Source organism: Paenibacillus sp. MB22_1 (genome assembly GCF_047200555.1).
GTDB lineage: Bacteria > Bacillota > Bacilli > Paenibacillales > Paenibacillaceae > Fontibacillus > Fontibacillus phoenicis.
The window spans coordinates 2,260,404-2,274,912 of the sequence record NZ_JBLADV010000001.1 but is presented as its reverse complement, the minus strand read 5'-3'; the positions used below and the strand labels follow the sequence as shown (position 1 = coordinate 2,274,912).

The following is a 14,509-nucleotide window of genomic DNA, read 5'->3' as shown; positions in this document are numbered from 1 at the left end:
ATTGAACCATGGACAAGTATGGCATCGCCTGGTGCGAAATATGACATAGATCGCATAACAAGGTTGAGGTGAGTGCACCGCGTCAGGGTAAAGGTCTTCTAGGTAGTGATGGTATGTTGTCTTGCAAGGCAAAGTACATCATTTGAATAAAGGGGGAACCAAGCTTGTTGAGTGAATTTCAAGAGACATTGCTCCAGTCCGTCAAAGCATACCAATCGCCCCAACTCGTAAAAAACAAGTATGAGAACGTACTCCAACACCTGGACAGCGGAATCATGCTGTTTGACTGTGATGGGGTTCTAACCTTTATCAATGTACAGATGGCCAAGCTGCTTGAAATGCCGCGCCAATCCCTGATCGGCTGTAATTTATTGCAGCTGCTGCGGCATCCGCATCTCAACCAATTTAAGAAGCGTAAGATCTTGCGTATTTACCGGGAGACTATCTTTCACCGCAAAAAGTACCATGAGTTAATTGACGAATACGGCAGACATTGGCTGATTACGGTTACATACGGGGATCAGATGGATGGGGATTTTCTGCTTAGCGTCAAGGATGTTTCTGATTTTAAACGGATCGAACAAACGGCTTATCAGAACGACAAGCTGGCGATGCTTGGAAAAATTTCCGCGGCGATTGCGCATGAAATTAGGAATCCGCTTACAGCGATCCGCGGATTTATTCAGTTGCTGCGGCCTCATTTGCTGCAGCTGGGCAAGGATGAGTATGCCCGGATTATCTTAACGGAAATCGACCGGGCGAACGATATTATCCATGAGTTTCTAAATTCTTCGAAGCCTTCGGCTCCGCAGAAATCGACGGTCAACGTTTCTTCCTTGTTGAAGGAGGTTGTTCTGCTTACGGAGAGCGAGGCGTTGATGAAGGGATGCCAAATGATCCTTCACGAGCCAAACGAGGAGCTGCTCGTCTCCATCGATGTGAAGCAGATCAAGCAGGTGCTGCTGAACATTATCAAAAATGCGATGGACGCCATCGCCGAAGTAGGCGGCGACCACCAAGGGGTGATCGATATCCGTGCGGAGAAGGAAGGCAAATCGGTTTGTATCTCGATACAAGATAACGGCGGCGGAATGGACAAGGGGATGCTAAGCCGCTTGTTTGATCCGTTTTTTACGACGAAGGAGAAGGGAACGGGATTGGGATTGTCGGTGAGTTACCGGATCATCCGGAACCATCGGGGGAACATTTCCGTGGACAGCTTAAAAGGAGCGAGAACGATCTTTACCGTTTCGCTCCCGCTGGCATTATAAATTAATCTTTAGGGCCTTTGGCCGCAGATGGCGTAGAGGACGCCGCGTACTTCCCGCAAGCTGCAGAACAGGACTTCTGCTGCGAGCAGGAGGCGCAGGCGCCTTTTTTGCTTTTCTTGAAGCCGCGGTATAACGCGAAGGCAGCATATCCAAAAATAGCGGTAAGGATGATGATGTCGGCCATAACAGGCAGCTCCTTTCGTTTATCGAATTTTGCTTAAGCCAGTCCGAATCCTAGCCGCCATCCGATCTGATAGATCAAGAAAGCCACGAGGTAAGCCAGCGTCAGCGAATAGCCGATAGCAAATAACGTCCACTTCCAGGAAGCTGTTTCTTTGCGAAGAACGCCAACCGTTGCAAAGCACGGGGTGTACAGCAGAACGAAGGCCATAAAGCTGTAGGCCTGCAGCCCGGTGAAGGATGCGGCAATTTGGCCTTGCAGTCCGGCCATATCCGGAACATGGTAAATGATGTTCATCGTTGATACCACGACCTCCTTGGCCATAAACCCGGTAATCAGCGCTGCCCCGGATTGCCAAGTGCCGAAGCCTAGCGGCTGCATGACGGACGCGAACAAGCCGCCGATGGCTGCGAGGAAGCTGTCATCCATGTTGTCCGCGACGCCACCCGGACCAAGGTACGTGAGCAGCCAGATCAGCACGGAACCGCCGAGAATGAAGGTGCCGGCTTTGCGCAGGAAGCCTTTGCCCTTCTCCCAGGTGCTGCGGAACAGGGTGACGCTTTGCGGCATCCGATATGGCGGCAGCTCAACGATAAAGAAGGAACGTTCGTTTTTGAACAGGAACAGCGAGAACACTTTGGCCAACCCAAGCGCCAGCACGATGCCAAGCATATACAGAGAAAAGACGATTAGACCTTGCGACTCAGCGAAAAAGATGCCGGCAAATAAAGCGTAAACCGGTAACCGCGCGGAGCAGGACATCAGCGGAATGAGCAGCATGGTCAGCATCCGTTCCTTCGGCTGCTCGATGCTGCGGGAAGCCATAATCGCCGGCACATTGCAGCCAAAGCCTAGGATAAATGGAATTAACGCTTTGCCGTTTAGACCGACGATTTCCATCAATTTATCCATCATGACGGTAATCCGGGCCATGTAACCGGAGTCTTCAATGAAGGAAATGATCAGGAACATGATGAAAATCTGCGGAATAAACACCAGTACGCCGCCAACGCCGCCGATGATGCCGCCCGTGATCAACGCCTGCGTGAAGCTTGAAGCCCCTATGCCGGTCAGCAGACCCTCCACACCGCTGATTAGCGGACCGCTGATGAACCCGTCCAGCAGATCAGAGAGCGGGTTGCCGAGCCAATCAAACGTCAGCTGGAAAGTGAGGTACATGAAAACCATAAACAGCGGGAGGCCGAGAAACGGATGGGTGACAATACGGTCGATGCGTTCGGTCATCGAGTGCGGTTTCTTCTGTGAGGCATCCACGGCTTCACTGCAAATGTTCTGAATCCGCTGGTTCCGGACGGAGCGGATATACGCTTCCGCGGAGGAAGCCAAATCGTTCGCAGCCAGCTTCGCTTCTACTTCGGCCCGGATCTTCTGCAGCATGTGCAAGTTGGTCTGCGGCGGAAGCGCGGAGATGACCGCCGGGTTGTCCTCCAGTACCTGCAAGGCGATCCAGCGTAAGGCCGGACGTTGTTCCTCCCAGTCTGCTGCAAGCTCACGCGTGATGTCGTGAATGGCTTGCTCGATCACTTCGCCATAATCGATCGTAAATTCCGGCTTTTGCGCCGATTCAGAAGACTGTTGTTCGATTGTCCGCAGCACTTCTTTACTGCCTTTGCCGGTACGTGCAATCAGCGGGAGAACGGGAACGCCCAGCAGGGCCGCCAGCTTCTCTGGATCCACCTTCAACCCGCGGGCCTCGGCAACGTCTATCATATTTAACCCGATGATTACCGGTTTGCCGTATTCCAGTAGCTGCAGCGTCAGATATAGGTTACGCTCCAAGTTAGAGGCATCGACGATATTCACGAGCACGGAAGGGGGCTCGGAGGCCAGGTACTCGGCTGCAATCCCCTCATCTCGGGACAAAGGATGCAGGGTATAGATCCCGGGCAGGTCGGTGAGCAGTCCGGTTGTGCTTCGCAGGTGCCCGACTTTTTTCTCCACCGTTACGCCGGCCCAGTTCCCGACATATTCGTAAGAGCGGGTTAAGGCATTAAACAGTGAGGTTTTCCCTGTGTTCGGGTTCCCAATGAGTGCGGCGTTGTTCATGAGACTGCCACCTCGATATGGGCCGCTTCCTTCTGGCGGATGCCCAGCAGTTGCCCGGCGCATTCCAGCGTGACCGGACCGCCCCATAAGCAGTACCGTTTCACGACCACGCGGGATCCTTCCCGGATCCCGAGATCCGCGAGGCGCCGTTTCAGGATCGGGTCCATATTGCCAATTTGCGTGATGGCACAAGTGGTCCCGGGTTTCAAACCTAGCAGGCAGCATCGGCAAGGTTTCATGAAAACTTCCTCCTTCGTCATGTAAGTAAGCCGAAAACGGCTGAAAAATCTAGTTGATTAAACGCTATTGAGAATCAATCTCAATTAAATTCACAAGTAATATAGCACGCACCGCTGGCCCATACTGTGATTTACTTCATAACGAAGAATGGAAACTTCGTGATCCAAAGATGACTTTTCGAACAACTGCTAAAATAAAAGTTCGAAAAGTCAGGTTTGAAGCACCGAGAAGGTTGGATGAAGCTGGGACTGAGGAGCGGAGCGTACGTTTTGGGTACGTGAGCACCGGAAGGCCCGGCTGAATTCAAGTTTCGACGTCGATAGAAACTTCTTGATATACTTCGTGATCCAAAGATGACTTTTCGAACAACCTTTAGTAAGATGGATAGTAAAACGAAACGATGGAGAGGAATATGCCAGATGAAAGCCAATAAATGCAAAATCGTCGACTGCACCATCCGTGATGGAGGACTGGTGAACAACTGGGACTTCAGCGTAGAATTTGTCCAAAAATTGTACGCGGGCCTGAATGAGGCGGGTGTGGATTATATGGAAATCGGCTACAAAAACTCGCCGAAGCTGCTGAAAGGCGCCGATGAAGCCGGTCCTTGGCGGTTTCTGGACGACGATTTCCTGCGCAAGGTAATTCCTCAAAAAGGAACGACGAAGCTATCCGCACTGGTCGATATCGGCCGGGTAGACGAAAACGATATTTTACCGCGCAGCGAAAGCCTGCTCGATTTAATTCGAGTTGCTTGCTACATTAAAGATGTGGACAAAGCCCTGCAGCTGGTGCAATTGTTCCATGATCGCGGCTACGAGACGACGTTGAATATTATGGCGTTGTCCAACGTGATGGAGCATGAGCTGCTGGAAGCCTTTGAGATGATCAAAGATAGCGTCGTTGACGTTGTCTACATCGTTGATTCCTACGGAAGTCTCGATTATAAAGACATGGAGCATTTGGTCAACAAGTTCAAAACCCATTTGCCAGGTAAACGGCTAGGTGTTCACACCCACAACAACATGCAGCTGGCTTTTTCCAATACGCTGGTGGCCGCTGAAAATGGGGTTGAACTGCTGGATGCCTCTGTGTATGGCATGGGACGCGCGGCCGGCAACTGTCCAACCGAGCTGCTTGTGACCCATCTGAAGGGTACGAATTACAAGCTGCGCCCTGTACTAGAAGTTCTGGAGGAGCTCTTGATCCCGCTTCGCGAGAAGGAAGAGTGGGGGTACCTGATCCCTTACATGATCACGGGGACGCTTGACGAGCATCCGCGTTCCGCGATGGCGCTGCGGGCTTCGGACGACAAAGACAAAGTCGTCGATTTTTACGATAAGCTGACGACGCCGGAGACAACGGTTCATCGTCCCAAAAAATCATAAAAATTAAGCCCGGGCCTTGTGTCCGGGCTTCTATTTTTCCTCGACAAATTTGAGAAGAAGGCAGGAAATAAGCGGAATATGTTGAATAGTAGACTCATGACGGATCGATAAGTACTTACCTCCGGAGGTTGATACGCATTGAGGATTAGGGCAGAGGAACGAACGACAATCATCCAAGGGGTAATCGGATTGGCGGCGATGATCGGGGTTGTCCAGTTGTCGGCATGGAACGGATATCCGCCGGGGACGGACGCGGTTGTTCAGACGCTGCATCTTTTGGCAGGCCTCATGTGCCTGGCCGTATCATTCGCCATATTTGCGCAGGGATGGATTCTGTTTACCGACAAACTTTCCAAGCAGCGGCTTTACACGGCCGTTTTATTTTCGATGATCGGGATATTGGATATCCTGTATACCGTTTTATACGGTGACATCTCGCTGCTTGGCTTCGAACCGAGCGAAAATTTGGCGACCTGGTTTCTGGTGATCTCACATTTGCTAGGGGCCTTTGGGATGCTGCGGATCTTTGCTGCAACGGACCAGCAGGTGTCCGGACAGCAGAAAGTGACCATGTTTGTCAGTGCCGTCTTGGTGACACTGGCAGGTCTGTTTGTGTTAAACCGGTACCAAGACCGCTTGCCGACATTATTTGAAACGGAGCTTCTACAACTGGTTTTGCAAGCGGGGATTCCTCTGCTCTACCTCCTCGTGGCTGCGGCTGTCCTTTATCGGCATCGGGCAGAGCGCCCGTCGGCGATGATGACGGTAACCCGGTCACTGCTCTTCATGGCGATGGGGCATGTCTTGCTGACCTGTCCGCCGGGGCATGTTGAGGGGTTAACCCAGGCGGCGGGGCAATGGTATATGGGCATTTCGTATTACATCGTATTAAAAGGGGTTTACCGGCTGACGATTGAAGAACCGTTGCGCGGCAAACTGCTCGTGGAAGCCCAGATGAAGCATATGGCTTACCATGATGATTTAACCGGACTGCCGAATTTGCGGCAAATGAAAGAGCAGTTGGACGAGCTCTTGGGATTTACGCGGGCTTGTATCGGCGTGGCGGTTATCAATATCGACCGGTTTAAGGCGATTAACGACTCGTTGGGTTACAGCGCGGGGGACAAGGTGTTGACCGAGCTGGGAAGTCGGTTAGCGGTGCTTGAAGGCCCTCAGCAGTGGGTGTACCGGATGGGCGAGGACGAATTCGCCGTGGTCTTCTCCGAGCTGCCGGATGCTGCGGCCGCCGAGGACCGGGCTAAACAGCTGTTAGCCTCTGTAGATCCGGGGGTACTCATCGACGACACCGAATACCATATTTCCTTGAGCATGGGTTTGTCCGTATTTCCGAATGACGCCGACTCAGTGAACGAGTTGATCCAATTTGCCGATATGGCGGTGCACCATGCTAAGGAACAAGGCGTGGAGTTTCTGCGTTATCATGCAGCGATGAAACAGCGTACCCAAGCGAAGGTGGAGCTGGAGAACGATATGCGCAAGGCGCTGGAGCGGGAGGAATTTTTCCTGGAGTTCCAGCCGCAGATTCGTTTGGATACGGGGAAAATGGTTGGGATGGAAGCGCTTGTCCGTTGGAACCACCCGAAGCGGGGACTGATACCGCCAAGTGAATTCATTCCGCTGGCCGAAGAGAGCGGGCTGATCGTTCCTCTCGGCGAGTGGGTGCTGAAGACGGCTTGCCAGTATAATAAGAAATGGCAGATGGACGGTTTTGAACCGGTTTGCGTATCCGTCAATTTATCGATGCGCCAGTTCCGGCAATATAATTTAGCAGAGCACGTGAACGCGATCCTGCGTGAGGTAGGGTTAGATCCGCAATACCTGGAGCTGGAAGTGACGGAAAGCATGACATACGATATTGAAACCGCGCTAGATCAGCTTCATCGCTTGAAGCGTTTAGGGATACATATCAGCATCGATGATTTCGGCACAGGCTACAGCTCGCTTTATTATTTGAAAAGCCTGCCGATCGATCGGTTGAAAATTGACCGCGCCTTCGTCAAAGAGGTCATGTACGACGGGAACGACGCGGCGATCGTCTCCACCATCACCACTATGGCACATCACTTAAAGCTGAAGGTGACGGCCGAAGGCGTAGAGAACGAGGAGCAGTTGGAGTTTCTGAAGCGCCAACGTTGCCACGAAGGACAAGGATATCTGTTTAGCAAACCGGTGTCTGCCGGTGTGCTGGAAAGCGAGTTCCTTAGCCGGTTAGCCGGCTAAGGAATTTTTTTTTAAGATATCAGAAAGTATAAACTTCGGGGCATTGGCATCCTGATATCGCAAGAAAAACTTCCGCTAAACGCGGTCTGTCTACTTTGAATGTACGTCGATAGACGTTTTTCTTAAGATATCAGAAAGTATAAACTTCGGGGCATTGGCATCCTGATATCGCAAGAAAAACTTCCGCTAAACGCGGTCTGTCTACTTTGAATGTACGTCGATAGACGTTTTTCTTATGATTTAAGAAAGGATGAGTTGGGTGTAAGTGTTGACTTTTGATCGAACGTTCGATTATAATGTGGCCATGAAAAATAAATCCGATAACAAAACAGAGCTGATCTATCAGACAACGATTGAACTTCTCAATGAAATTGGACTATCCGAAATATCCATGTCCAAAATTGCGAAGAGGGCGAATATCTCTTCGTCGACCATTTACTTTTATTTTGAAAGTAAAGAAGACTTGCTGATTAAACTATACTTTAAGCTCAAGGAACAAATGCATGAGAAGATGTTTCTTGGCGTAACGGCGGATATGTCAGTCAAGGCTGCCTTTGAGAAGATCTTGCGTAATTATTCCAGTTATATCGTGAATAATCAAGCAAATTTTCTGTTGATGGAACAGTTTCTTGATTCGCCGTTTATACAAAAACACTGTAAAGATCAAAACGGTGGCGTGTTCAAGCCGATGTATCCTTTATTCGAAAGGGGGATTAAGGAAGGACTGTTTAAGGATTCGGAAACGAATCTTCTCGTTACTTACTCCTGCTTGCCATTTGTCCAAATGGGCAAAGAGTATATCAATGGTGAGTATGAATTCAGCCCTGCCAACATCGACAAAATGATTCAAATGAGCTGGGATGCGATTAAAGCATGAACGGCCCATTTTTCTAACCTTTATCGATCGAACGTTCGATAAAAAGAATGAATTTTATAGCATTTTGAACGAACGTTCGATCAAAGTGGTGTGAGGCTTAAAAGCACTAAAGTAGAACTCGGCAATACAAATCATTCCGAAATGTTGATTTCTTAACATACGAAACAAAATGACAAAGGAGAGATTTTTTTATGGAAAAAAGAGCTCTTGGGTCAAGCGGGCTGAAAGTCTCTGCTATGGGATTAGGCTGCATGACCATGTCTGATTTTTACGGCAGCGACCGGGATGAACAGGAATCGATACGGACGATTCATCGAGCATTGGACCTTGGTGTAGACTTCTTGGATACCTCAGATCTGTACGGTATCGGAGAAAATGAGAAACTGGTGGGAAAAGCGATTCAAGATCGGCGTGACGAGGTCGTTTTGGCTACCAAGTTCGGGGTCGTACGCGACAGATGGGGAGGCCCTTGGAGCTATAACGGAAGACCGGAATATGTTAAGGCAGCCGCTGAAGCAAGCTTGCGCAGATTAGGCGTTGACCACATTGACCTGTATTATCTGCACCGGATCGATCCCTTCACCCCCATTGAGGAGACGGTAGGGGCGATGGCTGAGTTGGTTAAAGAAGGGAAGGTCCGTTATATCGGCCTTTCGGAAGCCCCGGCACATCTGATCCGCAGTGCACATGCAGTTCATCCAATCACAGCAGTGCAAACGGAATACTCCTTATGGTCCCGAGACATTGAAGACGAAGTTCTTCCTACTCTCAGAGAGCTTGGCATCGGATTTGTCGCCTACAGCCCGCTTGGACGCGGGTTCCTAACCGGGACAATTCAGCGCTACGAGGATTTGGATTACGACGATGTAAGACGAAATTTCCCAAGATTTCAAGGACAGAACTTACAGAAAAACCTTCAATTTGTTGCTCGGATTCAAGAAATGGCGGCTGAAAAGGGATGCACCGCCCCTCAACTGGCGTTGAAATGGATTTTGATGCAAGGTAACGATATCGTGCCGATTCCAGGAACGAAAAGAAGAAAGTATTTAGAAGAAAATATTGCAGCCTTGCTGGTTGAACTTACGGATTCGGACCTTCAACGTCTCAATCAAATCGCGCCCAAAAACGTTGCTGCAGGACATCGTTAATTACAGAAAATGAAGGAGGATCACCATGACTGAATCCATAGATTTTGAACTAGGCATCAATACTTTTCTAGAGACCTCACCAGATCCTGTAACGGGCAAGAGAATCAGCCATTCCGAGCGGATTCGTAACGGGATCGAAGAGATCGTTGTTGCCGATCAAGTTGGCCTTGATGTGTTTGGAATCGGAGAGCATCAACGGTTTGATTTTGCCTCCGAAGCTCCAGCCGTCATCCTTGCTGCAGCGGCAGCTTTAACCAAGCGAATTCGGCTCACGAGTGCCGTTACCGTCCTTTCCTCGGATGATCCGGTTCGCGTCTACCAATCATTTTCAACGCTGGACAGCATCAGTAATGGGCTTGCTCCGTTAGTCGAATTGTATAAACAAGCAGCTGCGAGTGCAGGTCACGATGTAAGTAAGCTTAAAATTGCGACACACTCGCACGGCTTCGTCGGAGAAACCACAGAACTGGCTGTCGAGTTACACCGACCTTACACGGTCGTTCAAATGAACGAACTCGGCAGAGTGTTGGGATGGCCGCCATACAGCGCTGCATCCTACGATGATGCTCGCAAGATGAATGGTGCCCTCTATGCAGGTGATCCTGAATATGTTGCAGAGAAGATTCTTCTCGTCCGCAAAAAGCTAGGAACAAACCGTTTCTTCTTGCATCTGAATATCGGCACGTTGCCACATCGTGAAGTCCTGCGTGCCATCGAGATGTTTGGCACCCGCGTTGCACCGATTGTTCGAAAAGAGATTGCAAAAGAAAACAAGCAGACAACCGTTTAAAATATCCTTCCCTGCGGGGAGTCATATATAAGGGAGTTTTGATGCGTATGACACAAAAGTCAGCAATTGACGACAATGACGGTATATCCAAGGAACCTGGGGTCGCCTTGAAGTTAGATCATCATGTTGAACTTGCTCTTCCACCGGTGAGAGCCGGATTTTCAGATGATGGACGTCTTGCTTTGCAAGTCGGTTCTGATTTTCTGATAGGCGACATGTATCTTGCGAACATTCTGAAAACGATTATTGCAAATGAAAGTTTCGTATATATGTATTTGAACGAGGATGTGTCACATCTTTGCGATTTGTTGCTGGAGTCAGAATTGATTTTATTATCTGAACGGCTTAAGGAACACTTTGCTCATACGGTTAACCATCCAGTGGACCCTTTCCAACCCGAAGGGATTGCCCGATTATTAGGTCTTGATGCTGCTTCAATAAGCAATGAGGCGAATCGAAATCTTTTGCTAGAGAATTTAAATCATTTATTGGTGAGACGATTCGGTAAAATTTCCGACACAGGCAAGTATAGAGAATCTTCTGGCTTGAACAGAGCTATAGAGATTCATCATGAAGGCATTGCAAACCCTACACTGAAGATAACGTTAAATAAGAATGAGGGTGAACATACGTTCCTTGACTCTCATTTTAAAACAGAAGTTATTTCTACGTACGGAATTTCAGCGGTAGGCGCCTCCGAGGCGGTTGCAGATATTGGCAAAACGATAACGACGTTTGAACGTATTATTCCTCGGCTTGGAATGTACTATGCTCTATCCCAAGCTCAGATCGCTTTGCTTCGTTTAGGATGGGGCTCAAAGGACTTGGAAGTAAGCGATAGCGTAATCAAAAACTGGATTAGCGAGGTTACCGCCAAGCTATTACCTGCAAGTAGAATGCCGAGCGAAACCACGATTTTATATTTCATCAAGGCGACTTTAGCGGATGGTTCCGAGGTGAATGGGATGTGGCCAAATACATTATCAGCCGAGTTATTTTACAACCTCGAAACCGGCCGTGTAGATAAATATGTTTCCGAGCATGAACATGACTTGGAACTGAAAGATGGTAAGAGATTTACCATCGCCAACACGGCAGATGGTGGTGTAGCCGTCAGAGCGGCTCCAGCCGATACGACGGACACCCATCATACACTTCAGTTCTATAACGATACAGAACATTTGGATAAAGGTTTGATATTACCAACTGAAGACCGGTCAGTCTCTCTACTTGGCCAAATCAATCCTACAGCCGGTCGTTTTAAAACATCACATTTGAGAGCCCCTAAAGGAAAGGAATTTAAATTTGTCCTGTGGGGATCCAATAATTTTGATGTTTATATCGTGGAAGAAGGTCAAGGCGGAGTTTATACCATTAACGATAACTCCGTTTCGTGAGCGCGGGGATGGCGAGCCCACCTGCCGGCAGCAAGAGCTGCTGGCAGGTTAGTGTAAAATCTCCGTGGGTGTAGGAATTGGAAAAAGCGGATATAGAAAAAGAGCTTCTCCCTTGGTAAAGTGATGTTTGCGTACAACACACCAAGAAGGAGGAAGCTCCTGTGAGCCACTTTACCACAACAATGCCGACGATGAAAGAGATTGAGCAATGGATTTTCCGGAAAATGCAGGAGGAATTCGCTCGTGCGATGAAGCAGGTGCTGGAGGCGCTGGATCAGCAGATCCTGGAGCAACGGGACCGAGAGCGTTATCGAGTAAAGGACGAGCGTGAAACAAGCGTCAACACAGTGTTCGGGAATGTGCGCTTCAAGCGGAGATTGTACTGTGACCGCAGAAGCGGCAAACACGTGTATCTGCTGGATCAGCTGTTGCAATTCGAAGGGCGCGGGAAAGTCAGTCCGCATTTGGAAGAGACAGCCATCGCATTCGCCAGCCAAGGACCGTCGTACCGGGACAGCGCAAAGCGGCTGGAGCAGCTTTTGGGCTACAATGTGCTGAGCCACCAAGCGATCAGGGAAAAACTGATGGAGCGTGCGCAACAGCCGATGCCAGCGGTGAAACGGCGCGCTGCCCGTGTGCTGTTCGTGGAAGTGGATGGGCTATACACGAAGCTGCAGCGGAGCAAAAAGCGCGGGATGGAGAACGCAATTGCAGTCGTACACGAAGGCTGGGAGAAGAACGGCAAGCGGGTACAGCTGAAGAACAAACAGCATTACCTGCATACGAGCGGCGGCGACTTCTGGGAAGGGTTCGGGGACTTTCTGGTGGAGCGTTACGAAATCGATGAGAACACGTGGCTTGTGGTGAACGGAGACGGCGCGGCGTGGATCGGGGAATGTACATCCTACTTTCACCAATGCCTGTATATGCTGGATCGCTTTCATGTGGCGCGTGATTTGAAACGGTTTGTCGGACATTTGCCAAAGGTATGGGAGACCGTGAGACGGTCTTTGGCCAAACAGGATGCAGCCGCGCTTATGGCGATCCTGGAAGGCGTGTCGGAGCAAGAGATAGCGGAAGAGAACCGGAAGGATTGGAAGCCGTATAAAAGCTTTCTAAAGCGGCATGAGAAGCATTTGGACGACTACCGAAAAACACTCCAGGCGAAGGGGATCGACACAAGCGGCATGCGCCCGATGGGAAGCGCGGAATCGCAGATGCGTATATTCGCCAAGCGGACGAAGCGTGGCGGGTACAGTTGGAGTGAGCGAGGCGTCAGGGCGATGCTGAGGACGATGATGAGGATTCAAGAAGCGGGCACGGTGGTAAGAACGGTTGTAGGACAAGCGAGTAAGCAGGCAACGTCGCAGCAGTCGATAAACATGCGGCAATTGCTCAAGAACGTGACGCAACCGGTCAAGGGTTGTATCGCTGGAATGATTCGCATATTGCAAGGACCGAAGCAAAGCAGCACAACGGGTATGGCACTCAAAGCACTTCGTGGATAACGGCAAAAAAAATTCTGACAAATCACTTCTGTTTGATGAAAGAACGAAGCAAAGCGCTTACAAGGCAGAGGTTCCTTCGGAGTTCGCGTTCCAAGCATCTTAAATGACTGCCCACGCTAGCTTGACACTGACTGCTGGCAGGTTTCGCTTGCGCTCGCATGCGAAACGTGATATATTAATTTCTGCCTTCTCAAAAAGGCCTGCATTACTTCGGGACGTAGCTCAGCTTGGTAGAGCACCTGGTTTGGGACCAGGGGGTCGCATGTTCGAATCGTGTCGTCCCGATCTGTACATTGCGGGTGTAGTTCAATGGTAGAACTCCAGCCTTCCAAGCTGGTAGCGTGGGTTCGATTCCCATCACCCGCTCCATAATGAAGAAGCTTAAATCCTTACTTCGGTAAGGATTTTTTTGTTGTTGCGGCGGAAGTAGTTTAAAATTTATTTTCTCAATTTTTGATATTTGTGATTTAAATCACATATATAGTGAAATAAATCACATATAATAAAGACATCAAAGATGATCATCCGAAAAACAAAAAACCAACGATAAATAAGAGGAGTGGTTCTTATGTTTAACAATTTCCTGAGAACAAACAAAGTGGCGATGTGGCTCCTGACCGTTATCCGCGTCTACCTGGGCTACCAATGGATCGAAGCCGGCTATCATAAAATCACCGGCGGCTTCGATGCCGCAGGCTTCCTGACCGGAGCGATCGCGAACAGCACTGGCGACCATCCGGCCGTACAAGGCTGGTGGGCAGCCTTCCTGGAACACTTTGCCTTGCCGAATGTCGGACTCTTTAACTTCCTGGTGCCTTACGGCGAATTCCTGGTTGGCCTGGGGCTGATCCTCGGTACCTTCACCACCTTCGCTGCACTGATGGGCTTCGTGATGAACGCCGCGTTCCTCTTCTCGGGTACGGTAAGCACCAACGCGCAAATGTTGATCCTTGAAGTACTGATTCTCGTCGCTGCAGCTAACGCTGGTAAAATCGGCCTCGACTACTACGTGATGCCTTACCTCCGCAAGTTGTTCCACAAAAAAGGCGATGCCGGAACGCAAGCCCCGACGCCTAAGCAACCGCTGAACGTTAAACACACGGCGTAACAAACAACCATAAAGCAGAAGGGCTCTCCTAGAGAGCTCTTCTTTTTTTAAGATATCAGCGTACTATGTCAAGTAGAATTTTTAGGTTTCTGGGTAACCCAAACACACCTAACCCCCCAGATTTTCAAAAAAGTTAGCAACTGACAGAGAAGCGATGCTTGAAACCGGCCTTTCTCGGACTTGAAAGGAAATAGCCTCGTTTTTTCAATCCTGCGATGCAATCTGGCTGAGTGCAGAGTATACGCTAACGTACAATTCGCATTCACAGGGCGAGGTGGATAAAGCTGACATAC

General features: G+C 49.6%; 12 protein-coding genes and 2 tRNA genes. 11 read left to right on the top strand and 3 right to left on the bottom strand.

Translation table 11 applies throughout. The annotated features are described in order from the left end of the window. The first annotated feature begins 164 nt into the window (after positions 1-164). Positions 165-1,271: an ATP-binding protein gene (locus tag ACL02P_RS10725; protein ID WP_009226714.1), complete on the top strand. Its 1,107-nt coding sequence runs from the start codon at positions 165-167 to the stop codon at positions 1,269-1,271. Position 1,272: 1 nt separating this feature from the next. Here the strand turns inward: ACL02P_RS10725 and ACL02P_RS10720 are convergent, their stop codons facing one another. From ACL02P_RS10720 to ACL02P_RS10710, 3 genes are read right to left on the bottom strand one after another with little or no spacing between them, the layout of a single operon-like run. Further along, complete coding sequence (locus ACL02P_RS10720) at positions 1,273-1,455, bottom strand: FeoB-associated Cys-rich membrane protein (RefSeq protein ID WP_050769823.1); 183 nt, start codon at positions 1,453-1,455, stop codon at positions 1,273-1,275. Between the two features lie 33 nt (positions 1,456-1,488). Beyond that, positions 1,489-3,519 carry a ferrous iron transport protein B gene (gene feoB / locus ACL02P_RS10715; RefSeq protein WP_412837230.1) on the bottom strand — a complete coding sequence of 677 codons (2,031 nt, stop codon included), beginning with the start codon at positions 3,517-3,519 and terminating at the stop codon, positions 1,489-1,491. Next, complete coding sequence (locus tag ACL02P_RS10710) at positions 3,516-3,758, bottom strand: FeoA family protein (RefSeq protein ID WP_157273532.1); 243 nt, start codon at positions 3,756-3,758, stop codon at positions 3,516-3,518. The genes feoB and ACL02P_RS10710 overlap by 4 nt, the downstream gene beginning before the upstream one ends. 420 nt (positions 3,759-4,178) lie before the next feature. Here ACL02P_RS10710 and ACL02P_RS10705 point away from each other — a divergent pair, with 420 nt between their 5' ends. The 10 genes from ACL02P_RS10705 (at position 4,179) to ACL02P_RS10660 (ending at position 14,216) form a co-directional block, all read left to right on the top strand. After that, positions 4,179-5,147 (top strand): aldolase catalytic domain-containing protein, encoded by a 969-nt coding sequence (locus ACL02P_RS10705; RefSeq protein ID WP_009226711.1) that lies wholly within the window; start codon positions 4,179-4,181, stop codon positions 5,145-5,147. 138 nt (positions 5,148-5,285) lie between these two features. Then, on the top strand, positions 5,286-7,388 hold the full coding sequence (locus ACL02P_RS10700) for a putative bifunctional diguanylate cyclase/phosphodiesterase (RefSeq protein ID WP_323076104.1): 2,103 nt from the start codon (positions 5,286-5,288) through the stop codon (positions 7,386-7,388). Between the two features lie 265 nt (positions 7,389-7,653). Beyond that, positions 7,654-8,265, top strand: a complete 612-nt coding sequence (locus ACL02P_RS10695) for a TetR/AcrR family transcriptional regulator (protein ID WP_260071990.1) — start codon at positions 7,654-7,656, stop codon at positions 8,263-8,265. Between the two features lie 191 nt (positions 8,266-8,456). Continuing rightward, entirely contained in the window at positions 8,457-9,413 is a 957-nt protein-coding gene (locus ACL02P_RS10690; RefSeq protein WP_412837229.1) for an aldo/keto reductase, read from the top strand. Between the two features lie 25 nt (positions 9,414-9,438). Next, positions 9,439-10,203, top strand: coding sequence for an LLM class flavin-dependent oxidoreductase (locus ACL02P_RS10685; protein ID WP_412837228.1), 765 nt, complete (start codon positions 9,439-9,441; stop codon positions 10,201-10,203). Positions 10,204-10,250: 47 nt separating this feature from the next. Next, positions 10,251-11,600, top strand: a complete 1,350-nt coding sequence (locus ACL02P_RS10680) for a hypothetical protein (protein WP_412837227.1) — start codon at positions 10,251-10,253, stop codon at positions 11,598-11,600. A gap of 161 nt (positions 11,601-11,761) precedes the next feature. Beyond that, a complete protein-coding gene (locus ACL02P_RS10675; protein ID WP_412837226.1) occupies positions 11,762-13,108 on the top strand; it encodes an ISLre2 family transposase in 1,347 nt (448 codons plus the stop codon). 211 nt (positions 13,109-13,319) lie between these two features. Then, positions 13,320-13,393 (top strand) — tRNA-Pro (locus tag ACL02P_RS10670). A gap of 10 nt (positions 13,394-13,403) precedes the next feature. Next, a tRNA-Gly gene (locus tag ACL02P_RS10665) sits at positions 13,404-13,477 on the top strand. Between the two features lie 199 nt (positions 13,478-13,676). Then, positions 13,677-14,216: a DoxX family protein gene (locus ACL02P_RS10660; RefSeq protein WP_009227132.1), complete on the top strand. Its 540-nt coding sequence runs from the start codon at positions 13,677-13,679 to the stop codon at positions 14,214-14,216. Positions 14,217-14,509 lie beyond the last annotated feature (293 nt).

Bases quoted from the DNA above. Each gene is read 5' to 3' on its own strand.
- ACL02P_RS10690 (WP_412837229.1), top strand. From the start codon at position 8,457: ATGGAAAAAAGAGCTCTTGGGTCAAGCGGGCTGAAAGTCTCTGCTATG.
- ACL02P_RS10660 (WP_009227132.1), top strand. From the start codon at position 13,677: ATGTTTAACAATTTCCTGAGAACAAACAAAGTGGCGATGTGGCTCCTG.
- ACL02P_RS10685 (WP_412837228.1), top strand. From the start codon at position 9,439: ATGACTGAATCCATAGATTTTGAACTAGGCATCAATACTTTTCTAGAG.
- ACL02P_RS10705 (WP_009226711.1), top strand. From the start codon at position 4,179: ATGAAAGCCAATAAATGCAAAATCGTCGACTGCACCATCCGTGATGGA.
- ACL02P_RS10710 (WP_157273532.1), bottom strand. From the start codon at position 3,758: ATGAAACCTTGCCGATGCTGCCTGCTAGGTTTGAAACCCGGGACCACT.
- ACL02P_RS10680 (WP_412837227.1), top strand. From the start codon at position 10,251: ATGACACAAAAGTCAGCAATTGACGACAATGACGGTATATCCAAGGAA.
- ACL02P_RS10720 (WP_050769823.1), bottom strand. From the start codon at position 1,455: ATGGCCGACATCATCATCCTTACCGCTATTTTTGGATATGCTGCCTTC.
- feoB (WP_412837230.1), bottom strand. From the start codon at position 3,519: ATGAACAACGCCGCACTCATTGGGAACCCGAACACAGGGAAAACCTCA.